Genomic DNA, 21,245 nt, shown 5'->3' on the forward strand with positions numbered 1-21,245 from the left:
CAGGTCCGGAGCGGTTCCAACCGGAAACCACCGTCCCGGCCGAGGCGCCGGGACCTTTTTGAGCGCAGCGGTGTCTTTATCAGCGATGCGACGCGTGCGATTTGAAATCGCCACCCGACGTGCTCAACGCAAAACAAAAAGAAACGAGGGCCGCGCCCTACCTGGAGGGCGCTTTCGGGACAGTGTTGATACGTCCGCGCTTTCAAGCATCCATGTCGCTCCTTCGATGAACGACATCATCAACGCGCCCTCCGTGGGGAGGTCGGGCGCGGCCCGGCCTATCAGCCGGGCGGGGTATGAGTTCTGTGTGATGCCGATCCGGACCTGTTCGGGAGCCTTTTATGAAGCGTCTCAGTCCTAGTGATCCGGGTGCTCCGGTCGGAACTGTGCTGAGGGTATCATATTCAGTTTCAGCCCGACCATCTCTGGCGTTGGGAGATCTTCGGGTCACGCCCGAGGATGACGCAGCCATACAGGCCACACCACAACCTCACCCCCGCGCCAACTCCCCCGCAAAGGCAGCCAGCACCTGTAAGGCCTCGACCAGCCGGTCGTCCTCCAGCGTCAGCGACACACGCAGATGCCCTGCCGCCGCCTCGCCGAAACCTTCGCCGGGCATCACGGCGATGTGGTGCTCCTCCAGCAGCCGCTCCGCGAAGGCAACGCCGCTCAGCCCCGTCGCGCGGATGTCGAGCATCACGTACATCGCCCCTTGCGGTGCCGAGAGCCGCAGACCGTTCGCGCCGCGCAGCGCCTCGACCGCGAGGTCGCGGCGGCGCCGGTAGAGCGCCGTCACCTCCGCCTCGATCTGGGCCCCGTACTCCAGCGCGTAAAGCGCCGCATCCTGCACGAAGCCCGGCACGCCGTAGGTGGTGGAGACGCCGAGCTCCCAGATCGCCCTCACCATCTCCTCCGGCGCCACCATCCAACCGAGGCGGAAACCGGTCATCACGTGGCTCTTCGACACCGAACCGATCACGACCGTCCGCTCCGCCATGCCGGGCAGGGTGCGGGGCGAGAGATGCTCCCCCTCCCAGACCTGCGTGTCGTAGACCTCATCGGAGATCAGCCAGACGTCGTGCGCACGGCAGAGCGAGGCGATCCCTTCCATCGTCTCCCGAGAATAGACAGCACCCGTCGGATTGTTGGGCGAGTTGATCAGTAGCGCCCGCGCCCCCTGCAGCTTGTCCGCCAGGTCGGCGAGATCCGGCTGGAAGCCGCGCTCGGGATCCGCCCGCGCGATCACCGCCTCGCCCCCAGCGGAGCGCACGGTCAGCGGATAGGTCGCGTAGTAGGGATCCACGATCGCCGCCCGGTCACCGGGATCGAGCATCGCTATCAGCGCGCAGAACAGCGCGAACTGCCCGCCGGGCGTCACGAAGACATTCTGAGGCCCCACACCCTCCCCGGCCCGCGCGGCAATAGCCCGGCGCAGCTCGGCCGTGCCGGGCAGGGCGGCGTAGCCCGTATGCCCGCCCCGCGCCGAACGGGCCATCTCCGCGATGATCGGCTCGGGCGTCACGTGGTCGTGGTCGCCGATGGTCAGCATGGTCACGTCCACGCCCTGCGCCTTGAGCACATGGGCGCGCTCGTAGATCGCCCAGGCGTTGCCGGCGGGCGAGGGGATGGCGCGGATGCGGGAGGAGAGCTTCATGGCCGCAAGCCTTGGCCTCTCGCCACCCGCGGCGCAAGACCCTTGCGCGCCAACCGAATGCGCGTATGCTCTGGAACATGACGATGCTGATCGACATTCGGTGCTGCATTACCCGCTGACATATCGTCCGCGCGGTTTCGTCGTTTTCTCTCCTCATCCGACCTGCTAAGCCCGCGCGGCCAACCCCTGTGCGCGAAGGCTCAAGGCCATGACCGAGATCCGGCTCTACGACACCAAGACGAAGCAGAAGCAGCTCCTCAACCCCGTGAAACCGGGCGAGGTCGGTATGTATGTCTGCGGGCCGACGGTCTATGACCGCGCGCATATCGGCAATGCCCGGCCCGTGGTGGTCTTCGACGTGCTCTACCGCCTGCTGCGCCATGTTTATGGTTCGGAGGCCGTGACTTACGTGCGGAACTTCACGGACGTGGACGACAAGATCAACGCCCGCGCCGCCGAGACCGGGCGCCCGATCCGCGACATCACCGACGAGACGATCGGGTGGTATCTGGAGGATATGGCCGCTCTCGGCACGCTGAAGCCCACCCACATGCCCCGTGCGACGGAGAGCATCGGCGGCATGGTCGCGATGATCGAGGACCTGATCGCGAAGGGTAACGCCTACGCTGCCGAGGGCCACGTGCTCTTCGACGTGAAGAGCGATCCGGATTACGGCTCGCTCTCGCACCGCAATCTCGACGACATGATCGCCGGGGCGCGGGTCGAGGTGGCACCTTACAAGCGCGACCCGATGGACTTCGTCCTCTGGAAGCCGTCCTCGGGCGACGAGCCGGGATGGGAAAGCCCCTGGGGCCGTGGCCGCCCCGGCTGGCACATCGAGTGCTCCGCCATGTCGCGCGAGATCCTGGGCGAGCGCTTCGACATCCACGGCGGCGGCATCGACCTCGCCTTCCCGCACCACGAGAACGAGGCGGCGCAGAGCCGTTGCGCCAACGGGGCGGAGATGGCCTCGATCTGGATGCACAATGGCTTCCTGCAGGTCGAGGGCGAGAAGATGTCGAAGAGCCTCGGCAACTTCTTCACCGTGAAGGACCTGCTGGATCAGGGCATCCCTGGCGAGGTGATCCGCTTCGTGCTCCTGTCCACGCACTACCGCCAGCCGATCGACTGGACGGCACGGGCAGCGGAGGAGGCGGAGACGGTGCTGCGGAAGTGGCGAACGGCGACGGAGGGCATCGAGCCCTCCGCCGCCGTGCCCGCGTCCGTTCTGGAAGCGCTTGCGGATGACCTGAACACCCCGCGGGCGATTGCGGCATTGCACGCTTTGGCGGACCCGGCGGAATTGCTGACTGGTGCATCCGTGCTTGGTCTGCTGGGTGACGGGATTGGCGAATGGGCCGCGGAACCGGAGGCGTCTGACGAGGTCGCGGCGTCGATCATGGCGCTGATCGCGGCACGGGCCGATGCGCGCGCTGCAAAAGACTTCGCACGCGCGGATGCGATCCGGGACGGGTTCGTGGCGGCAGGTGTGGTTGTGAAGGACACGCCCGATGGCGCCGTCTGGGAACTGACCCCTGACTTCGATCCGGCCAAGCTGGAGGCGTTGAAATGACGGGCTTGGCTCTCTGCTCGGATGTCCTGCGGGCGAGCAGCCCGCGTCGCGCCCGACCCGCCCCCCAGGCGGGCGCGATTGCGCCCCCCTCGGGCCGGGCGCGACGCTTCGTGCGAAGCTGTTCAGTTGAGACTTCTCCCGGCGGCACGCCGGGTGGCGCCCGCACCGCCCCCCCGGGGCGGGCGCATTCGCGCCGTGCCCCGCGGTGCGGGCGCCACCCTTCTCACTTCGGTTCGGATGACGCCCAATGACCCGCGAACCTCTCTCGCTCTTCGACACCACCCTCCGTGACGGGCAGCAGACCCATGGCGTGGACTTCTCGCTGGAGGACAAGCGGCGGATCGCGGCGGCGCTCGATGAACTCGGCCTTGCCTATGTCGAGGGCGGCTGGCCCGGTGCGAACCCCACCGACAGCGATTTCTTCGACAGTGCGCCGCAACTCGACACCGCCACCTTCACCGCCTTCGGCATGACCAAGCGGGCCGGGCGCTCGGCAGGCAATGACGAGGTGCTGGCGGCCGTTCTGAACGCGAACACCCCGGCCGTCTGCCTCGTCGGCAAAACCCACGATTTCCACGTCGAGACGGCCCTCGGCATCACGCTCGACGAGAACCGGCAGAACATCCGCGAGAGCTTCGCCCATCTCGTCGCCCAGGGCCGGGAGGCGCTGTTCGACGCGGAGCATTTCTTCGACGGCTACAAGGCGAACCCGGACTACGCGCTCGCCTGCCTGCACGAGGCGCTGGAGGCCGGGTGCCGCTGGGTCGTGCTCTGCGACACCAACGGCGGCACGCTGCCGGAGGAGATCGGGCGTATCGTAAGCGAGGTGATCGCGGCGGGCGTGCCGGGTGAGAAGCTCGGCATCCACACCCACAACGATACGGAGAACGCGGTGGCAGGCAGCCTCGCCGCCGTCGATGCCGGTGCACGCCAGATCCAAGGCACGCTCAACGGGCTGGGTGAGCGCTGCGGCAACGCCAACCTCACCTCGCTGATCCCGACGCTACTCCTGAAGGAGCCCTATGCGAGCCGCTTCGACACCGGCATTCCGCTGGAGAAGCTGGGGGATCTCACGCGGATCAGCCGGATGCTCGACGACATCCTGAACCGGGTGCCGAACCGGCATGCGGCCTATGTCGGCGCCTCGGCCTTTACCCACAAGGCGGGGCTGCACGCCTCCGCCATCCTCAAGGATCCCACGACCTACGAGCATATCGACCCCGCGGTGGTCGGGAACGCCCGTGTCGTGCCGATGAGCAACCAGGCCGGCCAGTCCAATCTGAGGAACCGGCTGGAAGAGGCCGGGATCGTTGTGGAAAAGGGCGACCCGCGGTTGCAGCACATTCTCGACGACGTGAAGCGGCGCGAGGATCAGGGCTACGCCTATGACAGTGCCCGCGGTTCCTTCGAGCTGGTCGCGCGTCGCATCCTCGGCCAACTGCCGGAGTTCTTCGATGTCGAACGCTACCGCGTGACGGTCGAGAAGCGGCGCAATGCGAGGGGCGAGCTCATCACCGTCTCCGAAGCGGTGGTGGTCGTGCAGATCGGCGGCGAGCGGATCATCTCGGCCGCCGACAGCTTCTTTGCCGAGAGCGAGGCGGACCAGGGGCCGGTCCATGCGCTGTCGGCCGCGCTGCGCCGCGATCTTGGCCGCTACCAGGACTACATCGACGACATGAAGCTCGTCGACTTCAAGGTGCGCATCACCAATGGCGGGACCGAGGCCGTGACCCGCGTGCTGATCGACAGCGAGGACGGGGCGGGGCGGCGTTGGTCCACGGTCGGGGTCTCCCCAAATATCGTGGACGCGAGTTTCCAGGCGCTGAGCGACGCAGTGGTCTGGAAGCTGATCCGGGACGGTGCATCTGCCTGACCCGTCGGAGGCCTCCGGCGGGGATATTTGACGAAGGAGAAGGCGGTGAGCGAGACCAATCCGATCTTCCGCCTGCACCAGGGATTGCTGCGCGAGGGGCCGGGCTCCGACGAGACGACGCTGCGCACCCTGGGCGAGACCGGGGTGAGCGGACCGGTGCGCATGGCTGATATGGGCTGCGGCCCGGGGGCCGCTTCCCTGGTTGCCCTGCGCGCGCTGCCCGAGGCGCAGGTGACGGCGGTGGACCTGCACGCGCCCTACCTGCAGACACTGGAGCAACGGGCCCACGCGGCGGGGTTGGCGGATCGGCTGGAGACGCGGGTCGCCGACATGGGCGATGCGGGGTTCGAGGAGGGCTCGCTCGACCTCATTCTGTGCGAGAGCGCGCTCTACTTCCTCGGCATCGAGGAGGGCCTGCGGCGCTGGCGGCCGCTTCTGGCGCCGGGCGGGCGGATCGCGTTCTCCGACGCGATCTGGATCGTGAAGGAGCGGCCCGAGGAGGCCGAGATCTTTTGGATGGAGTACCCCGCCATGACCAACCGCGCCGGCGTGCGGGAGAAGGTGGCGCGCGCGGGCTTTCGCACCGTGGCCGACTATGTGCAGCCCAAGAGCGACTGGGACAACTATCTCGGCCCCTTGGGCGCGCGGGCCGAGGCCCTGCGCCCCGATGCCGACGAGACCCTGCGCCAGGTGCTGGAGGGTGCCGAGCAGGAGGTCGCGCTCTTCCGCCGCTGGGGCTCCGCCTATGCCTACGGCGTCTTCGTCGTGGAGCCTGCATGAGCTGGCAGGACTGCGCGGAGCTGGTCGAGCGTGGCGATCCCGACCGATACCTCTCGGCCATGACCGCGCCGCTGGAGGGGCGGGCGCGGCTCTTCCCGCTCTACGCCTTCAACCTGGAGGTCGCGCGCGCGCCCTGGGTGACGAGCGAGGCGGGCCTCGCCGAGATCCGACTGCAATGGTGGCGCGACGCGGTGGGCGAGCTCTACGAGGGGGCGACGCCGCGGCGGCACGAGGTCGTGCTGCCGCTCGGCGAGATCATCGGGGCCACGCGCCTGCCGCGGCCGCTCTTCGACGCGCTGATCGATGCGCGGGCTTTCGACATCTACGATGACGGCCATCCGGGGCGGGCGGGGTTCGACGCCTACCTCGCGGCGACCGGCGGCGGGCTGATGGAACTGGCGGTGCGAGCACTTGGTGCGCCCGACGCGGCCCCTGTCGCGCGGGAGGCCGGCTGGGCGCAGGGCGCTGCGGGCCTGCTCGCAGCCCTGCCGGTGCTGTGGTCCGCCGGGCGCGATCCGCTCCCGGTGGAAGGCGGGTTGGACCGGCAGGCGGTACTCGATCGGCAGATGCCGGAGGCCGTGGCGCGCGCCATGAAGCAGGTGGCGGAGGAGGCGCGGACGCGGCTGTCCGCCGCGCGGCGACAGAAGGTCGATGCGGCGGCCTATCCGGCCCTGCGCGCAGCGTGGCAGGCGGACCGGATGCTGGCCCGCTTGGTGGAGGCGCCCGAGGCGATCTTCGACGGGCTTGCGGCCTCCGAATTCCGGCGCAAAGGCAGCCTCCTCGTCCGGACCTTCACGGGGCGCTGGTAGCGCGCCGCTCCACCTGCCGGATCGCGCGGCGAAGCTGCTTGCGCGACCAGCTGTCGAGGTGGCGCTCCGCCGTCGCCGGTCCCTCGCCCCGACGGTGCAGGAAGAGGGCGAGCGCGTAGGCGCGGGTCGGGGCGGCAAGGTAGCCAGTAGCGCCCATATCGCTCCTACTCTGCAACTGGAACACTCCGAACCCTGCCCAAGTGGGGAGAAGGTCTGTAAGCGGCTCGTCAGCCATCAGATCCAGACTGTGTTGGGCCAGCATGAAGTGCGACAACTCGTGGGCCAGCAGATCGATTAACGTGATCCGCGTCTGCATGATATCGGGATCATAAGTTATGATCGGGTCGTCCTCGTCATGCACGTATGTCCCGGATGGGTTCGCCATCTCGTGATAGTGAGCCGACGGGATCTCGAACTGCTCGGGCTGACGAATGAGTGTGACGCCGGACGCATCTATCCGCAAATGCCCCGCAACGGTATCGAAGATCGCGCGGGCCGTGGCCTCGTCCTGACCCTTGGGCACGTCGAAGAAGGCGCGGGTGGGCTCGATCAGCGGCCGGTCGCGGCCGTAGCCGAAGAGGGTGTCGAGCCGGGTGAATTCCTCCTCCACCCACTCCGCCATCGTGTCGGAGACCGCAGCGCGGGTGAAAATCATGCGGCGAGCCGGTCCTTGCGCAGCACGAAGAGCAGCAGCACACCGCCCGCCAGCAGCAGGAACGGCACCATCGCCACGTTCACCGCCGTCCAGCCCAGGAGCACGTCGCCCGCGCCAAGCCCGTTCATCAGCCCGCCCGAGGCGAAGCTCGCCACCGCGACCATGCCGAAGACGAGGAAGTCGTTGAAGCCCTGCACCTTCGAGCGTTCCTCCGGCGTGTGCCCGCCGCCCAGCATCGCCGTCGCCCCGATGAAGCCGAAGTTCCAGCCGAGACCGAGCAGAATGAGTGCCGTGTAGAACTGCGTCAGCTCCACCCCCGACAGCGCCACGATCCCCGCGGCGAGGAGCAGGGTGAGGCCCGCGGCGATCACCTTCTCCGCCCCGAAGCGGGCGATGAGATGCCCGGTGAAGAAGCTCGGCGCGAACATGGCCAGCACGTGGAACTGCACAACGCTCGCCGCCGTCTCCGTCGGGAAGCCGCAGCCGACGACCGCGAGCGGGGTCGAGGTCATCATCAGGTTCATCAGCGCGTAGGAGACCATGGCGCAGATGATCGCGGTGTAGACCCGCGGCTGGGCCACGATCTCACGCAGGGGCCTGCCGCTCGGCGCACCCTTCGCGCGGCGCGGCGGGCAGGGGATGTCGAGCATCAGGAGCAGCGGAATGCCGATCAGGTTCAGCGCGATGATCGCCACGTAGCCGCCGACGAAGGGGTAGGGCAGGAACGCGTCGCCGAAGAAGATCACGAGCTGCGGCCCCAGCACGGCGGAGATCAGTCCCCCCGCCAGCACCCAGGAAATCGCCTTGGGCCGCAGTGCTTCGCTCGCCGTGTCCGTGGCGGCGAAGCGATAAAACCCTTGCGCCGCCATGTAGATGCCGGTCATTGCGTGGCCGATCAGCAGCGCGGTGAAGTTCGCCTCCACCAGTGCCCAGACGCTGATCGCAGCACCTATCGCGCCCGCGATCACGCCGATCAGGAAGCCCGCGCGCCGCCCGTAGCGGCCCATCAGCGAGGACAGGACGGGCGCCGCGAACATCGACACGAGGACGATCATGGAAATGGGAAGCGTGGCGTAGAGCTTGTTCTCCGCCAGCATCTGCCCGGCGAGGCCGCCCAGCACGAAGCTGATCGGCATCTGCGCACCCATCACGCCTTGCGCCGCGACCAGAACACCGACATTGCGCAGGGCGCGGCTATCATCGACAAAGGCTTCGGCTTGGGTCATGCCGACGTTCTGAACCGCCGCGCGGGAGAAAGCAAATTGTACCAATCGGTGATCTTCGATTGCGACGGCGTGCTGGTGGACAGCGAGGTGCTGAGCAACCGCGCGATCCGCGACAACCTCGCCCGCCGCGGCCTCGACTGGCCGCTGGAGCGGGTGATGCAGAGCTTCGTCGGCGGCACGATCGAGGGGGTGGCGGAGCAGGCGCGGGCCGCCGGTGCGATCCTCGAAACTGATTGGATGGAAGGGCTTTACGCAGAGATCTTCACGGTTCTGGAGCGGGAGGTCGAGGCCGTGCCGGGCGTCGAGGCGGTGCTCGCGTTATGCGCTTCGCGGGGAGTACCGATGGCCGTCGGCTCCAACGGACCGCGGGCGAAGATGGCGATCACGCTGGGGCGGACCGGGCTCGGCCGCTATTTCGGCGACAGCATTGTGTCGGTGGAGGATGTCGCCCGGCCGAAGCCAGCGCCCGACGTGTTCCTCGAAGCGCTGGCGCGGACCGGGACTGCGGCTGGGCAGACGGCGGTGATCGAGGACAGCCGCTCCGGCATGGCGGCGGCGCGGGCGGCGGGGCTCGCCTGTTTCGCCTACCTGCCCGAGGGCGGTGAGGCGGTCGACGGCGCCGTCGCCTTTCGCGACATGGCCGAGCTGCCGGGGCTGTTGGGCATCGCATGAGCGTCGGGCGCGTCATCCACTCCGACGCCTGCCTCGCCGAGGGCGCCGCGTGGCTCGCCGCGGCCGAGCCGCGCTTTGCCGCGGCGCTCGAGCTGACCGGCCCGCTACCGCTGCGTTTGAAGCCCGACGGGTTCGAGGCGCTACTCTCTGCCATCGTCTCGCAACAGCTCTCGGTCGCTGCGGCGAACGGCATCTGGGGGCGGCTGGAGGCCGCCGGGGCGCTGACGCCCGCCGGGATTGCGCAGCTCGACGACGATGCGCTGCGGGCCTGCGGGCTGTCGCGGCCCAAGATCCGCTATGTTCGCGCGCTGGCCGAGGCTGATCTCGACTACGCCGCGCTCCGCACTTTGCCCGATGACGAGGTCGTGGCCCGCCTCGTCGAGCTGAAGGGCATCGGCGTCTGGACGGCGGAGATCTACGCCATGTTCTCCCTGGGACGCGCCGACGTCTTCGCGCCTGGCGACCTCGCCCTGCAGGAGGCCGCGCGCCTGATCTTCGAGCTGCCCGAGCGGCCGAAGGACGCCGCCCTGCGCGAGATGGCCACCGCTTGGAGCCCGTGGCGCGCCGTCGCCGCGCGGCTTCTTTGGGCCTACTATCGCCAGGCGAAGTCGCGAGAGGGGATACGCTAGAGACATGAAGAAAGGGTTGAGATGACCGTACTGACCGGACCGCGCCGGGATGCCCGATCGGGCACGGCGGATGCGCTCGTGATCCTGCTCCACGGCTACGGCGCGGATGGCAACGACCTGATCGGGCTCGCCGATCCGCTGGCGCCGCACCTGCCGAACGTGACCTTCCTGTCGCCCAACGCGCCGGAGAGAAACGCCGTCAATCCAATGGGATACCAGTGGTTTCCGATCCCGTGGATGGATGGCTCCTCCGAGGTTGAGATGGGGCAGAGCTTCGCCCGGTCGGTCGATCTCTTGAACACCTATCTCGACGAGGTGGCCGAGCAGGAGGGGATCCCGGCAAGCCGAACCGTCCTCGTCGGTTTCTCGCAAGGCACGATGATGAGCCTGCATGTCGGCCCCCGCCGCGCCGAGCAACTGGCCGGGATTGTTGGCTTTTCCGGTCGCCTGCTGGAGTCGGATGCGCTGGACGAGGTGCGTACGAAACCACCCGTGCAGCTTGTCCACGGCGATGCGGACGAGGTCGTGCCCTTCGACTCGATGCGGCTCGCCGCACAGGCGCTGGAGGCCGCGGATTTCGACGTGCAGACCCATGTGAGCCCCGGCGTGGCGCATGGAATTGGGCCGGACGGGCTGACGGTCGCGCTGCAGCGCATCATGACCTGGTTGTCCTGAAAGCGCCGTATGAAAAGCGTATGATTCGCGCATGACATGCGTATGCCACTTGTGTACCGACGGGCCGTGCTGCGATGCAGCATGAGGGCCACGTCGTGGCGGTCGCGGCCGGGCCGGGGCACGCCTTTTCCAAACCGCAGCAGCCGCGGATCGAGTTGATCGAGGGGGTCGGCGTCGCCGGGGACGGCCATGCCGGGGCGCGGGTGCAGCACCGGTCCCGCGTGGCGGCGAATCCCGATCAGCCGAACCTGCGGCAGGTCCATCTGCTGCCCGCCGAGCGGCTCGCGGAACTGGCGGAGCAGGGCTTCGACCTTGCGCCCGGCGCGGTCGGGGAGAACGTGCTGACCGAGGGACTCGACCTGCACGCCCTGCCGAAATCAACCCTTCTGAGGCTGGGCGAAGCGCTCGTGTCGATCAGCGGTCTGCGCAACCCGTGCGCGCAGCTCGACGCTTATCGCGAGGGGCTGACGCGGGCCTGTCTGGGGCGACATCCCGACGGCTCCCTCGCGCTCCGGGCGGGTGTCATGGCGGTGGTCCTGCAATCGGGCGAGGTCGCACCCGGAGACCGAGTCGAGGTTCATCTGCCGCCCCCGCCGCACATCCCGCTCGCCCGTGTCTGAAACTGTGGACAAGCCTGTGGACCGATCTGTCACGGGGCCGTCATGCATCCGTCCTATACAGCGCGTGAGGCAGAGCGACGCCCCTTCATCTAGACGCTTGATCGAGGGCGGGGGCGAGATATAGTCGAAGCATGGGACGGGTCTGGTCCCGTCTCGGTGCCGGTTACGGCAGGCAGGGACGGGGAGCCGAGTCCATGAGTGTCAGCAGTTTCGCAACCAATTTCGTGCGAAGTCCGGGGAACCTCAAGGATCATCCCGCCCTCGTTCTGAACGCCGATTATCGCCCCCTTTCCTACTTTCCCCTCTCACTCTGGCCCTGGCAGGAAGCCGTGAAGGCGGCGTTCCTCGACCGCGTCTCGATCATCGCGGAGTACGACACCGTCGCGCACTCCCCGAGCATGGAGATGCGGCTGCCCTCGGTCGTGGTGCTGAAGGACTACGTGAAGCCCGCGAAGATGGCGGCCTTCACCCGTTTCAACCTGTTCCTGCGCGACGGGTTCACCTGTCAGTACTGCGGTGCAACGGGCGAGATGACGTTCGACCACGTGATCCCGCGCGCCCGCGGCGGCCGCACGACGTGGGAGAACGTCGTAGCGGCCTGCGGGCCGTGCAACCTGAAGAAAGGCTCCAAGACGCTAGAGCGCGCGGGCATGAAGCTGCGCAAGCCGCCGCGGCAGCCGAGCCCCGAGCAGCTCCAGAACACGGGCCGGAAGTTTCCGCCGAACTTCCTGCACGAAAGCTGGATGGATTTCCTCTACTGGGATGCCGAACTCGACGCATGACGCTACCCGAACGCCGTCCGGTCACGGACATCCCGGGCGTTGGCCTGACCTTCCAGAAGGACCTCGCCCGGATCTGCATCGACAACGTGGAACAGCTCGCCGGGCGCGATCCGGGCGTGCTGTTCGGCATGTTGCTGAACGCCAATCTGGAGGAAGAGCGGGAGACGCACCGCAACTACCTCTACATGCTGCGGATGTGTGTCTATTACGCCGATGGCGGGCGCGATCCGGAGCTGCTCAAGTGGTCTGCGTGGTCGGATCGGGCGCTGGCCACGCGGCCCTGAGCCAGAGTGCTGCGAGAGCGGCGGAGAACACCGCATTCCACCCCGCCATGGAGAGACCCGCGAAGACCCACGGGGCCTCGTCGCAGCGGATGACGCCGAGGGGGCCTTCGGTGCTCAGCAGGTCCGCGCCCGACAGGCCGGTGAGCGCGTCGCCGGCACCGGCGCAGGCGGTGATGCCCTCCCACCAGTCCCATTCGACGCCCGCGTGAAAGGCGCCGATGGCCGCTCCGGCGAAGATCGTGAGCGCGCCGAGGCCCGCGATCAGGCGGGTGGGCAGGAGGAAGGCGAGTGGGACGAGGGCGATGGCGATGGCATGCGGCCAGCGCTGCCACAGGCACATCTGGCAGGGCGCGAGGCCGCCGACATACTGGAAGAGGAGTGCGCCGATCAGCAGCGCAGCCGAACCCGCGCCCGCGCCGAGCACCAGGGCCTTCCGCGCTCCGTCCGTCATCAGAGCAGCCGCACCGCCGCGAAACCGGCGACGAGCGCGCCCAGACCTGCGGCGAAGAGCCAGCCGAGCCGACGCTCGATGAACTCGCGGATCGGGTCGCCGAACTTCCACAGGAGCGCGGCCACGATGAAGAAGCGCAGGCCGCGCGACAGGACCGAACCGACCATGAAGGTCGTGAAGTCGAGGCCGGTCGCCCCCGAGGCGATGGTGACCACCTTGTAGGGGAACGGTGTCATGCCCGCGAACATCACCGCCCAGAAGCCCGCGTCGTTGTACTGCCGGGCGAAATCGGCGAAGAGCGCGTCCTTGCCATAGAACTGGAGCACCGGCTGGCCGATCGTCTCGAACAGCTCCGCCCCGATCCAGTAGCCGAAGCCGCCGCCCAGCACGCTGGCAATGGTACAGACCCCGGCGATCAGCCAGGCGCGGTGCGGCGCGGCGAGCACCATGGGGATCAGCAGCACGTCCGGCGGGATCGGGAAGACCGAGCTTTCGATGAAGCTGACCATGGCCAGCACCCAGAGCGCGTAGCGCGTCTCGGCGAGGGCAAGCGTCTGGTTGTACATGGCGCGAAGCATGCGCGTAGCGGTAGCAGGGGGGCGGGATTCTGTCCACGGCGCAGTGCCGGGTTTGCGCGGATGCGCACAACTTTCCGCAGCGCGGAGCGGCGCGTCGGCGGCTTTTCACCGCTTGCCCGTGCCGCGCCCGTGTGGTCTAGAAGCGGAGCGTTGCCCGTGTGGCGGAATTGGTAGACGCAGGGGATTCAAAATCCCCCGCCGCGAGGCTTGTCGGTTCGAGTCCGACCACGGGTACCAGCGCGCTTGCCTCCTTGGATTTCAGGACGATAGGCTCCGTTTCGGGAGGAGCCGATGTTCTTTGTTGCGACCATTCTGGAGGCGAAGGCGGGCGAGGGGTTTTCCGTCTACGACGTCGTGGGCGATGCGCACGATCCGGTCGTGTCCGGCTCCTCCGGCTACTCCACCTACGAATCGTTCTGGAGCCCGAGGCGGCCCGACACGGTCTACCTCTTCGCGACCTTCGAGGACTCGCATGGCTATGCCGCCTATCTGGGCAGCGACGCGATGCAGGCGCAGGACGCGCAGATTGCGCCGATGCTGGCCGGGCGCAAAGTGCATGGGTTCGGCAAGCGGGGTGCGGTGCATGGATGAACTCTGGCAGGTCTTTGCGCTGAAGTACTCTGAGCGGAATGCGCGCACCCGCAATGACAGCTTCATGTTCGACGACGACCATGCGAGCGCCCATGACATGGACTACTTCATCTGGGTCCTGCGCTCGGGCAGCCGGGTGATCCTGGTCGATACCGGCTACACAGCGGAGGAGGCGGCGGCGCGCGACCGGCCGATCCTGCGGGACCCGGCCGAGGCGCTGGCCGGGGTCGGCGTGGCGGCCGAGGACGTGGACACGGTCGTCATCACCCATCTGCATTACGACCACGCGGGCGGGCTCGACCGGTTTCCGAACGCGGTCTTCCACCTGCAGGCCGCCGAGATGGCCTTCGCCACCGGGCCGTGCATGTGCGAGGGCGTGCTGCGGATGCCGTTCACCGCGGAGCATGTCTGCCAGATGGTCCGGCGGGTCTATTCGGGCCGGGTGGTGTTCCATGACGGTGCGGCGCAGGTGGCGCCGGGGGTCGAGGTGCACTGCATCGGCGGCCACTCGCGGGGCCTGCAGGCGGTGCGGGTGAAGACGGAGGCGGGGTGGATGTGCCTCGCCTCGGATGCCTCGCACTACTACGAGAACTTCCTGCAGCGGCGGCTGTTCCCGATCGTTGTGGATGCGGAGGACATGCTGAAGGGCTTCGACACGATTCAGCAGTTGGCGAGCACGCCGTCGCTGGTGATCCCCGGCCACGACCCGCTGGTGACGCGGGCGTTCCCGGCGCTCGACTGCGAGTTCGGCTGGCGGCTGGACGCGCCGCCGCTCTTCGATCCGGTGGCGCCGTGAGGCTCGGCTGCATCGGCGACGACTTCACCGGGTCCTCCGATCTCGGCAACACGCTGACGAAGGCGGGGATGCGGGTGGTGCAGTATTCCGGCGTGCCGGAAGGCGCCGCGGGCGACGAGGACGCCGCGGTGATCGCGCTGAAGTCTCGGACCATCCCGGCGGAGGAGGCGGTGGCGCAGAGCCTCGCGGCCTGTGACTGGCTGCTGGGGCAGGGGGCGGAGCAGCTGCTCTTCAAATACTGCTCCACCTTCGATTCGACCGATGCGGGCAATATCGGCCCGGTGGCGCAGGCGCTGGCGGAGCGGCTGGGGGAGGATCGGGTGGTGGTCTGCCCGGCCTTTCCGGGGGCGGGACGGACGGTCTACCAGGGGCATCTCTTCGTGAACGACCAGCTCCTCAGCCGCTCCGGCATGGAGGATCACCCGCTGACGCCCATGCGCGAGCCGGACCTGCGGCGGGTGTTGGCGCCGCAGACGGACTGGGACGTCGCGCATATTGGGGCGGAGGTGGTCTGGCAGGGTGCGGAGGCGATCCGCGCGGCGCTCGGCGGACCGCGGGCCATGGTGCTCGTCGATGCGGTCCGCGACGGGGATCTGGTGGCGATCGGGCGGGCGGCGGCGGGGCGGAAGCTCGTGACCGGTGGCTCGGGGATCGCTCTGGGCCTGCCTGCGAATTTTGGGATCTCGCCGGGGGACGCCGCCAAGTGGCACGGCGAGGCTGGGCCCTGCGTGATCCTGTCGGGCTCGTGCTCGCGGGCGACGCGAGGGCAGGTGGCGCGGCATCTGGAAGCACACGAGGGCCGGGAGGCGACGGCAGAGGCGGTGCTCGGCGGGCTGAAGGCGGCGGAACTCGCCGACTGGGCCACGGGGCGCGATTGTCCGCTGATCTATTCCTCCGCCGACCCGGCGACGGTGGCGGCGGCGCAGGCGGCGCATGGACGCGAGAAGGTGGCCGGGGCGATCGAGGGGCTCTTCGCGGAGCTTGCGGGGCTGCTCGCCGAGCGCGGTGTTACCCGGATCATCAGCGCGGGGGGCGAGACCTCGGGCGCCGTTGTCGCGGGGCTCGGGGCCGAGGCGCTGGAGATCGGGCCGGAGATCGCACCCGGTGTGCCTGCGCTGCGGGTGCGCGGACGGCCGCTGGTCCTCGCGCTGAAATCGGGGAATTTCGGGCAGGAGGATTTCTTTGCCCGCGCGGCAGGAGTGCTCGATGCGCGATAGCGATCTGGCCGAGCGGATCTGCCTGCTGGCGAAGTCGCTCTTCGACCGCGGGCTGACCTGCGGCGCGTCGGGGAACATTTCGGCGCGGACCTCGGATGGCGGGCTTCTGGTGACGCCGACGGGGTCGTCGATGGGCTTCCTCGATCCCGCGCGGCTGGCGCGGTTCGATGAGGACGGGCGGCATGTGGGCGGCGACCAGCCGACCAAAGAGATGCCGCTGCACAAGGCGTTCTATGCGACGCGGGAAGCGGGGGCGGTGGTTCACCTGCACTCCACGCACTCGGTGGCGCTGTCGATGCTGCCTGACGTGGATGCGGACGACATGCTGCCGCCGCTGACGCCCTATTCGGTGATGCGGCTGGGGGCGGTGAAGCTGCTCCCCTACATCCGGCCCGGCGATCCTAAGATGGGGGACGCGGTACGGGATCTGGATGGCGCGCATGCGGCGGTGGTGCTCGCCAATCATGGCCCGGTGGTGAGTGCCGGAACGCTCGAGGACGCGGTTTACGCCATGGAGGAGCTGGAGGAGACGGCGAAGCTGGCGCTACTGACGCGCGGGCTGGGGCCGCGAGGGCTCACCGAGGAACAAGTGGCGGAGCTGCGGGAGGTCTTCGGAGAGCCGAAGTGAGGGCAGCGCCCGACCCTGGGTGGGCGCCTCGTAAGGTCCATACTGAAGCCTGTTGGCGCCACCCTTGATAGACCTGAGTCTCTTGGTCCGTTGCAAGAGCGCCCTCCCGTGGGGAGGGTCGGGCGCCGCCCGGCGGTGCCGCCGGGCTGGACTTCTTGGGTGACGGTCGCTTGGATCTCTCGTCTTCCGTAAGCTTCGTTGTCAAAAGGCCCCGGATCACGTCCGGGGCGGTAGCGCACTACAAGATCCTCCCGCCCGGCTGATAGGCCGGGCCGCGCCCGACCTCCCCGCGGAGGGCGCGTTGGCGGTGTCATGCATCGAACGGGCGACATGGATGCTTGAGGGCGCTTGCTCAGCAACTTCGTGGCGCAAGCGCCCTCCAGGTCGGGCGCGGCCCTCTTCTCTTCCAGGGCCGCTTTCGCTTCAGGCCGCCGCACTTCGTTTGCCGAAGACGACGTGGTCCAGCGCGTAGCGATCTTCGTGGCAGAAGGCGATGAGCAGCAGGGAGACCACCGCGACGATGGCGGAGGGGTAGAAGAGGTAGCCGGTGGCGCGCGGGCTCTCACCCGGCATCCAGAGCCAGAACGGATCGATCACCCAGGCTGCCGTCACCGCCAGCGTCGAGAGGTTCACGATGAGCTGGAACGGCAGTAGAACGCCCCGCGCCAGCCCCAGCGCCAGCGAGAGAGCCGCGAGTACCTGCACCCAGCCGAAGGCGATGAGGAGCGCGCCGCCAAAGGCGCCGCCATAGAACCCTTCGGAGACCGCCGGGCCGACGCCGGTGTTCAGGCCTTTCACGAGCCCCCACCAGAAGAGAAGCCCCGCCATGGTGATGCGGGTAAGCGCGAGCGTCAGGGCGCGCGCGGCGGGGGAGGTGAGGACTTGGTCTAGGGCGGACATCGGCAAACTCCTGCGATCCGGTGGCACTGCCTCCGACTTGGGAAAGATCGGGGCGGATCGCAGGGGCCTCTACGGGCTCGTGACAGGGTGTGAGCGGTGCGTGCTCAGCGGAGCAGCAGGTATCGGAAGGCAAGCGTCGTCCCGAGGACCCAGAGCATGACGATATGGACCTTCCAGCCCGGCTCCTCGATCATAGCGTCCTGCCGCTCGCGGAGGCCGGATCGCCCGTGGATGTGGAGACCGAGCCACCATACGCGCAGGAAAAGGCGCGACGCCACGGGCAAGCCGGCCCAGTTGCGCCGTGCGACCGCGGCCGAGCGCGGATAGAGCAGATTGGCGATCAGCGACAGGCTAACGGGCAGGAAAACGAAGCCGAAGGCGAGGATCGCGAGGACGATACGAATGCCCTCCACGTCCCGTCAGTTGCCGTAGGCGACGCTTGGCAGCCAGGTCACCAGTGTCGGGAACTCGAACACGATGAAGAGGCCGAGGAGCTGCAGCGCCACGAAGGGGATGATCCCGCGGTAGATGTGGCCGAGGCTGATCGAGGGCGGGCAGACGCCCTTCAGATAGAACAGCGCAAAGCCCACCGGTGGTGTCAGGAACGAGGTCTGGAGCGTCACGGCGACGAGGATCGCGAACCAGACGACCTCCGGGTCCTGGACCTGATTGAAGCCCTCGATCTCCAGCCCCAGGCCGAGGACGATCGGCAGCATCAGCGGCATGATGATCAGCGTGATCTCGATCCAGTCGAGCAGGAAGCCCAAGAGGAACACGATGAACAGGATGAAGACCACGACCATGTAGGGGTCCTGGAAGGCGGAGGTCACCAGCGTCTCCACGATCTCGTCCCCGCCATAGCGGCGCAGGATGAAGGCGAAGAAGTTCGCGGCGAGGAAGATGCCTACGATGTAGCCGGTGGAGTTCATCGTGGAGCGGCTGACCTCCTTGAGGACCTTCCAGCTCAGCCGGCCGTTGGCGAGGGCGAGCGCGGTCGCACCGGCCGCCCCGAGGCCCGAAGCCTCGGTCGGCGTCGCCACCCCGGCGAAGATCGAGCCGAGCACCAGCAGGATCAGCAGCATCGGCGGCAGGACGGCGAGCAGCACCTCCTTGATGACGGGCCAGCCGACCTCGTCGGTCTTTTCGGGCACCGGCATGGCAGAGGGGTTCAAAATGCCGAAGACGATGATGAAGAGGATGTAGAGACCGCCCAGGATCAGCCCCGGGAAGAGCGCGCCCATGAAGAGGTCGCCAAGGCTGATCGCGAGCTGGTCGGACATGATGACCAGCATGATCGAGGGCGGGATCAGGATGCCGAGCGTGCCCGCGGAGGCGATCGTGCCGGTGGCGATGGGCTTGGAATAGTCCTGGTTCATCATCGCGGGCAGCGCCATGACGCCGAGCAGCGTGACCGACGCCCCGATCACGCCGGTGGAGGCGGCGAGGATGATCCCGATCAGGAGCACCGTCAGCGACAGCCCGCCGCGCAGGCCGCCGAAGAGCTTCTGCATCGAGTGCATCATGCGCTGGGCGACGCCTGACTGGTCGAGCATCAGGCCCATGAAGATGAACATCGGCAGCGCGACGAGCACCGGATTGCGGATGATGCCGCCGAAGACGCGGCTCGCCGTGGCGCCGAGCCTTCGGTAGTCGATCCCGGTCCGGTCGAACTCGATCACGTCGCGGAAGAGCTGGCGCGAGGGGTCGAGGATCAGCTCCGCGATCAGCACGAAGATCAGGCTGACGCCGACCAGCGCGTAGGCCACCGGGATGCCGGTGAAAAGCATCGTGATGAAGATGAGGAACATGACCAGCACGGCAAGCTGGTTGACGTCGAGAAACGGCGCGATGGCCTCGAGCAGGAACATGGATCAGGCCTCGCGGCGGCGCAGGAGCCACGCGGCCAGGATCAGCGCGGGCGTCAGGATGAAGGTGAAGAGCATGGTCCACAGGATCTCCACGCCCAGGACGGTCGTGGTCTCGAAGATCGGCTCGCGGGTGATGCGGCGCGCCTCCAGCTCGGCCGGGCCGAAGAGGCGCAGATACCAGTAGATCGCGTAGTAGATCACGAGGTTCAGCAGGAACATCGTGGAGGGCAGCGCGACGAGGAGCTGCTTCCATAGATGCGGCACGGTCAGCCGGCGCAGCTCGCGGTAGTACGCGGCCCAGATCGCAATGCCGATGAAGAGGAAGCTGATGTTGAGGAACGTCTTCAGCAGATAGAGCCGGTGCAGGCCGTTGGGGCTGTCGGAGCCCTCGCGCGCCTCGATTGAGCTCATCGCGTAGTGGAAGGTCACGTCCCAGCATAGGATGACGAAGGGCAGGAACAGCCAGGCGAGGGCGAAGATCTCGACCCGTGCCTTCTTCTCCGTGCGGAAATTGGCGTGGAAGATGTCGACGCGCACATGGCTCTTGGTCGTCACGGCAAAGCCGATGCCGATCATGATCGCAGCGCCGTAGAGCCACCACTGCAGGTCGTCGAGCCAGGCCTGGTTGTTGCCGGTGCCGCGCAGGACGACCTGCGAACAGATCGCCAGCATCAGGACGGGGTAGAGCCAGGAGAAGAGGTTCGAGGTGTTCACCACGAACCGGTCACCCGCGGTGTGCTCGGCCCGGTTGATCTCCCCGGGATCGGTGACGGCGACGAACTCCTCCTCCGCGAGGGCGGAGTGAGGTGCGTTGGTGGGCTCGTGCGTCATCGCGGGCCTCGCGGGATGGTGCGTGTCGGGAAGGGGCGGCCCCGGTCGGAGCCGCCCCGTGTCAGGTCAGACGCGAAGCGCGATCAGCGCGGGCGCGGCAGGTAGATGTTGGAGTTCCAGACGTTGTAGCCCTCGCGGAACTCCTGCAGGTCGGCCCAGACCTCGGCGAAGTACTCGTCCTCGGCGGCGAGCTCGGCCGCGACCTCGTTCCAGGTGTTCTCGAAGGTTTCCAGCATCTCGGGCGACCAGGTCTTGATGGTCACGCCGTGCTCTTCGGTGTTGGTCTGCATCGCCTCGAAGTTGGTGGCCTCACCCTCGGCGTAGTTGTCGGTGATGTTGGCCATGCAGGCGACTTCGATCTGGCGCTGCGCGCGCTCGTCGAGGTCTTCCCAGCGATCCTTGTTGATCAGGAGCTCGAAGAGCGTTGCGGGCTGGTGCCAGCCGGGGAAGTAGTTGAACTTCGCGATGTTGTAGAAGCCCAGACGCGCGTCGATCCGCGGCATGGAGAACTCGGTCGCGTCGATCGCGCCGCGCTCCAGCGCCGGGAAGATGTCGCCGCCCGCGAGGAGCGAGGTGGAGACGCCGAGACGCTGCATCACCTCGGCACCCAGGCCGAAGAAGCGCATGTTCAGGCCCTCGAGATCGGCCACCGAGTTGATCTCGTTCTTGAACCAGCCCGAGGTCTCCGGCGCGATGATGCCGCAGGGGATGACGTGCACGTCGTAGCCGTTCTCGTCATACATGCGCTGGAAGAGCTCCAGCCCGTCATCGTACATCATCCATGCGAGGAACTCGCCGGCTTCCGGGCCGAAGGGCACGGCGGCGAAGAGCGAGGCGGACGTGATCTTGCCCTGCCAGTAGCCCGCGGTGGTGTAGGCCGCGTCGACCGAACCGTTGGAGACGGCGTCGAGCGCTTCGAGCGTCGGCACGAGCTCGCCCGGGTTGTAGTGCTCGAACTCGACGCTCTCGGAGATGCCGTTGATCTTGTCGACGAAGTTGACGGCGGCCGTGCCGAGGATCGGCAGGTTCTCGGAGAAGGCCGAGGTCATCTCGAGCGTTTCCTGGGCCTGGGCCGTGGTGGCGACAGCGGCGCAGAGGGCCGTGCCCGCGAGGAGCCTGGACAGTTTCATCTTGATCCTCCCAAAGGATTGTT

General features: G+C 67.8%; 24 protein-coding genes and 1 tRNA gene. 15 read left to right on the forward strand and 10 right to left on the reverse strand.

Features of this window, described 5'->3' with window-relative positions; all coding sequences use genetic code 11:
• Positions 1-490: 490 nt before the first annotated feature.
• A complete protein-coding gene (locus I0K15_RS16660; RefSeq protein ID WP_196102607.1) occupies positions 491-1,654 on the reverse strand; it encodes a pyridoxal phosphate-dependent aminotransferase in 1,164 nt (387 codons plus the stop codon).
• A 208-nt stretch (positions 1,655-1,862) separates the two neighbouring features.
• Between I0K15_RS16660 and cysS the strand changes: the two genes are divergently transcribed.
• The 4 genes from cysS to I0K15_RS16680 all read left to right on the forward strand — a co-directional run bounded on the left by cysS (position 1,863) and on the right by I0K15_RS16680 (position 6,689).
• Positions 1,863-3,227, forward strand: a complete 1,365-nt coding sequence (gene cysS / locus I0K15_RS16665; RefSeq protein ID WP_196102608.1) for a cysteine--tRNA ligase — start codon at positions 1,863-1,865, stop codon at positions 3,225-3,227.
• A gap of 247 nt (positions 3,228-3,474) precedes the next feature.
• Positions 3,475-5,100, forward strand: a complete 1,626-nt coding sequence (gene cimA / locus I0K15_RS16670; protein WP_196102609.1) for a citramalate synthase — start codon at positions 3,475-3,477, stop codon at positions 5,098-5,100.
• Between the two features lie 45 nt (positions 5,101-5,145).
• Positions 5,146-5,880: a class I SAM-dependent methyltransferase gene (locus I0K15_RS16675; protein ID WP_196102610.1), complete on the forward strand. Its 735-nt coding sequence runs from the start codon at positions 5,146-5,148 to the stop codon at positions 5,878-5,880.
• Complete coding sequence (locus tag I0K15_RS16680) at positions 5,877-6,689, forward strand: phytoene/squalene synthase family protein (RefSeq protein WP_196102611.1); 813 nt, start codon at positions 5,877-5,879, stop codon at positions 6,687-6,689. The genes I0K15_RS16675 and I0K15_RS16680 overlap by 4 nt, the downstream gene beginning before the upstream one ends.
• On the opposite strand, the gene I0K15_RS16685 is transcribed toward I0K15_RS16680, so the two are convergent.
• Both I0K15_RS16685 and I0K15_RS16690 read right to left on the reverse strand, forming a co-directional pair.
• Positions 6,673-7,344 carry a hypothetical protein gene (locus I0K15_RS16685; RefSeq protein WP_196102612.1) on the reverse strand — a complete coding sequence of 224 codons (672 nt, stop codon included), beginning with the start codon at positions 7,342-7,344 and terminating at the stop codon, positions 6,673-6,675. The two genes, I0K15_RS16680 and I0K15_RS16685, sit on opposite strands and share 17 nt — an antisense overlap.
• Positions 7,341-8,570: an MFS transporter gene (locus I0K15_RS16690; protein ID WP_196102613.1), complete on the reverse strand. Its 1,230-nt coding sequence runs from the start codon at positions 8,568-8,570 to the stop codon at positions 7,341-7,343. The genes I0K15_RS16685 and I0K15_RS16690 overlap by 4 nt, the downstream gene beginning before the upstream one ends.
• A 36-nt stretch (positions 8,571-8,606) precedes the next feature.
• On the opposite strand from I0K15_RS16690, the gene I0K15_RS16695 reads away from it, so the two are divergent.
• From I0K15_RS16695 to I0K15_RS16720, 6 genes are all read left to right on the forward strand, one after another.
• Positions 8,607-9,242, forward strand: a complete 636-nt coding sequence (locus I0K15_RS16695) for an HAD family hydrolase (RefSeq protein WP_196102614.1) — start codon at positions 8,607-8,609, stop codon at positions 9,240-9,242.
• Positions 9,239-9,871, forward strand: coding sequence for a DNA-3-methyladenine glycosylase family protein (locus I0K15_RS16700; RefSeq protein ID WP_196102615.1), 633 nt, complete (start codon positions 9,239-9,241; stop codon positions 9,869-9,871). The genes I0K15_RS16695 and I0K15_RS16700 overlap by 4 nt, the downstream gene beginning before the upstream one ends.
• Positions 9,872-9,892: 21 nt before the next feature.
• A complete protein-coding gene (locus I0K15_RS16705) occupies positions 9,893-10,546 on the forward strand; it encodes an alpha/beta hydrolase (protein WP_196102616.1) in 654 nt (217 codons plus the stop codon).
• A 74-nt stretch (positions 10,547-10,620) separates the two neighbouring features.
• The gene (locus I0K15_RS16710) at positions 10,621-11,166 is read left to right on the forward strand and encodes an MOSC domain-containing protein (RefSeq protein ID WP_196102617.1); all 546 of its coding nucleotides are present in this window, start codon (positions 10,621-10,623) and stop codon (positions 11,164-11,166) included.
• Between the two features lie 194 nt (positions 11,167-11,360).
• Positions 11,361-11,948 (forward strand): HNH endonuclease, encoded by a 588-nt coding sequence (locus tag I0K15_RS16715; protein ID WP_196102618.1) that lies wholly within the window; start codon positions 11,361-11,363, stop codon positions 11,946-11,948.
• Complete coding sequence (locus I0K15_RS16720; protein ID WP_196102619.1) at positions 11,945-12,232, forward strand: helix-hairpin-helix domain-containing protein; 288 nt, start codon at positions 11,945-11,947, stop codon at positions 12,230-12,232. Before I0K15_RS16715 ends, I0K15_RS16720 begins: the two co-directional genes overlap by 4 nt.
• Here the strand turns inward: I0K15_RS16720 and I0K15_RS16725 are convergent.
• Both I0K15_RS16725 and I0K15_RS16730 read right to left on the reverse strand, forming a co-directional pair.
• Entirely contained in the window at positions 12,186-12,683 is a 498-nt protein-coding gene (locus I0K15_RS16725) for a disulfide bond formation protein B (protein ID WP_196102620.1), read from the reverse strand. The two genes, I0K15_RS16720 and I0K15_RS16725, sit on opposite strands and share 47 nt — an antisense overlap.
• Positions 12,683-13,261 carry a YqaA family protein gene (locus tag I0K15_RS16730; RefSeq protein WP_196102621.1) on the reverse strand — a complete coding sequence of 193 codons (579 nt, stop codon included), beginning with the start codon at positions 13,259-13,261 and terminating at the stop codon, positions 12,683-12,685. Before I0K15_RS16730 ends, I0K15_RS16725 begins: the two co-directional genes overlap by 1 nt.
• A gap of 152 nt (positions 13,262-13,413) precedes the next feature.
• Between I0K15_RS16730 and I0K15_RS16735 the strand changes: the two genes are divergently transcribed.
• The 5 genes from I0K15_RS16735 (at position 13,414) to otnC (ending at position 16,493) form a co-directional block, all read left to right on the forward strand.
• A tRNA-Leu gene (locus I0K15_RS16735) sits at positions 13,414-13,498 on the forward strand.
• A 54-nt stretch (positions 13,499-13,552) separates the two neighbouring features.
• Entirely contained in the window at positions 13,553-13,852 is a 300-nt protein-coding gene (locus I0K15_RS16740; protein WP_196102622.1) for a putative quinol monooxygenase, read from the forward strand.
• Entirely contained in the window at positions 13,845-14,648 is an 804-nt protein-coding gene (locus I0K15_RS16745; RefSeq protein ID WP_196102623.1) for an N-acyl homoserine lactonase family protein, read from the forward strand. The genes I0K15_RS16740 and I0K15_RS16745 overlap by 8 nt, the downstream gene beginning before the upstream one ends.
• Positions 14,645-15,865 carry a 3-oxo-tetronate kinase gene (otnK, locus tag I0K15_RS16750; RefSeq protein ID WP_196102624.1) on the forward strand — a complete coding sequence of 407 codons (1,221 nt, stop codon included), beginning with the start codon at positions 14,645-14,647 and terminating at the stop codon, positions 15,863-15,865. The genes I0K15_RS16745 and otnK overlap by 4 nt, the downstream gene beginning before the upstream one ends.
• Positions 15,855-16,493, forward strand: coding sequence for a 3-oxo-tetronate 4-phosphate decarboxylase (otnC, locus tag I0K15_RS16755; protein WP_196102625.1), 639 nt, complete (start codon positions 15,855-15,857; stop codon positions 16,491-16,493). The genes otnK and otnC overlap by 11 nt, the downstream gene beginning before the upstream one ends.
• A gap of 423 nt (positions 16,494-16,916) precedes the next feature.
• On the opposite strand, the gene I0K15_RS16760 is transcribed toward otnC, so the two are convergent.
• The 5 genes from I0K15_RS16760 to I0K15_RS16780 form a co-directional block, all read right to left on the reverse strand.
• The gene (locus I0K15_RS16760) at positions 16,917-17,393 is read right to left on the reverse strand and encodes a hypothetical protein (RefSeq protein ID WP_196102626.1); all 477 of its coding nucleotides are present in this window, start codon (positions 17,391-17,393) and stop codon (positions 16,917-16,919) included.
• A 104-nt stretch (positions 17,394-17,497) separates the two neighbouring features.
• A complete protein-coding gene (locus tag I0K15_RS16765) occupies positions 17,498-17,806 on the reverse strand; it encodes a hypothetical protein (protein ID WP_196102627.1) in 309 nt (102 codons plus the stop codon).
• 6 nt (positions 17,807-17,812) lie between these two features.
• On the reverse strand, positions 17,813-19,261 hold the full coding sequence (locus I0K15_RS16770; RefSeq protein WP_196102628.1) for a TRAP transporter large permease: 1,449 nt from the start codon (positions 19,259-19,261) through the stop codon (positions 17,813-17,815).
• A 3-nt stretch (positions 19,262-19,264) separates the two neighbouring features.
• Positions 19,265-20,092 carry a TRAP transporter small permease subunit gene (locus I0K15_RS16775; protein ID WP_196102629.1) on the reverse strand — a complete coding sequence of 276 codons (828 nt, stop codon included), beginning with the start codon at positions 20,090-20,092 and terminating at the stop codon, positions 19,265-19,267.
• Between the two features lie 83 nt (positions 20,093-20,175).
• Positions 20,176-21,222, reverse strand: coding sequence for a TRAP transporter substrate-binding protein (locus I0K15_RS16780; protein ID WP_196102630.1), 1,047 nt, complete (start codon positions 21,220-21,222; stop codon positions 20,176-20,178).
• Positions 21,223-21,245 lie beyond the last annotated feature (23 nt).

Origin of the sequence: Pontivivens ytuae (assembly GCF_015679265.1) — a bacterium.
Taxonomy (GTDB): domain Bacteria; phylum Pseudomonadota; class Alphaproteobacteria; order Rhodobacterales; family Rhodobacteraceae; genus Pontivivens; species Pontivivens ytuae.

What these genes read in the sequence shown, in the direction of transcription:
- I0K15_RS16660 (WP_196102607.1), bottom strand. Translation starts at nt 1,654, where the DNA reads ATGAAGCTCTCCTCCCGCATCCGCGCCATCCCCTCGCCCGCCGGCAAC.
- cysS (WP_196102608.1), top strand. Translation starts at nt 1,863, where the DNA reads ATGACCGAGATCCGGCTCTACGACACCAAGACGAAGCAGAAGCAGCTC.
- cimA (WP_196102609.1), top strand. Translation starts at nt 3,475, where the DNA reads ATGACCCGCGAACCTCTCTCGCTCTTCGACACCACCCTCCGTGACGGG.
- I0K15_RS16680 (WP_196102611.1), top strand. Translation starts at nt 5,877, where the DNA reads ATGAGCTGGCAGGACTGCGCGGAGCTGGTCGAGCGTGGCGATCCCGAC.
- I0K15_RS16685 (WP_196102612.1), bottom strand. Translation starts at nt 7,344, where the DNA reads ATGATTTTCACCCGCGCTGCGGTCTCCGACACGATGGCGGAGTGGGTG.
- I0K15_RS16690 (WP_196102613.1), bottom strand. Translation starts at nt 8,570, where the DNA reads ATGACCCAAGCCGAAGCCTTTGTCGATGATAGCCGCGCCCTGCGCAAT.
- I0K15_RS16700 (WP_196102615.1), top strand. Translation starts at nt 9,239, where the DNA reads ATGAGCGTCGGGCGCGTCATCCACTCCGACGCCTGCCTCGCCGAGGGC.
- I0K15_RS16705 (WP_196102616.1), top strand. Translation starts at nt 9,893, where the DNA reads ATGACCGTACTGACCGGACCGCGCCGGGATGCCCGATCGGGCACGGCG.
- I0K15_RS16710 (WP_196102617.1), top strand. Translation starts at nt 10,621, where the DNA reads ATGCAGCATGAGGGCCACGTCGTGGCGGTCGCGGCCGGGCCGGGGCAC.
- I0K15_RS16715 (WP_196102618.1), top strand. Translation starts at nt 11,361, where the DNA reads ATGAGTGTCAGCAGTTTCGCAACCAATTTCGTGCGAAGTCCGGGGAAC.
- I0K15_RS16720 (WP_196102619.1), top strand. Translation starts at nt 11,945, where the DNA reads ATGACGCTACCCGAACGCCGTCCGGTCACGGACATCCCGGGCGTTGGC.
- I0K15_RS16725 (WP_196102620.1), bottom strand. Translation starts at nt 12,683, where the DNA reads ATGACGGACGGAGCGCGGAAGGCCCTGGTGCTCGGCGCGGGCGCGGGT.
- I0K15_RS16730 (WP_196102621.1), bottom strand. Translation starts at nt 13,261, where the DNA reads ATGCTTCGCGCCATGTACAACCAGACGCTTGCCCTCGCCGAGACGCGC.
- I0K15_RS16740 (WP_196102622.1), top strand. Translation starts at nt 13,553, where the DNA reads ATGTTCTTTGTTGCGACCATTCTGGAGGCGAAGGCGGGCGAGGGGTTT.
- I0K15_RS16745 (WP_196102623.1), top strand. Translation starts at nt 13,845, where the DNA reads ATGGATGAACTCTGGCAGGTCTTTGCGCTGAAGTACTCTGAGCGGAAT.
- otnC (WP_196102625.1), top strand. Translation starts at nt 15,855, where the DNA reads ATGCGCGATAGCGATCTGGCCGAGCGGATCTGCCTGCTGGCGAAGTCG.
- I0K15_RS16760 (WP_196102626.1), bottom strand. Translation starts at nt 17,393, where the DNA reads ATGTCCGCCCTAGACCAAGTCCTCACCTCCCCCGCCGCGCGCGCCCTG.
- I0K15_RS16770 (WP_196102628.1), bottom strand. Translation starts at nt 19,261, where the DNA reads ATGTTCCTGCTCGAGGCCATCGCGCCGTTTCTCGACGTCAACCAGCTT.
- I0K15_RS16775 (WP_196102629.1), bottom strand. Translation starts at nt 20,092, where the DNA reads ATGACGCACGAGCCCACCAACGCACCTCACTCCGCCCTCGCGGAGGAG.
- I0K15_RS16780 (WP_196102630.1), bottom strand. Translation starts at nt 21,222, where the DNA reads ATGAAACTGTCCAGGCTCCTCGCGGGCACGGCCCTCTGCGCCGCTGTC.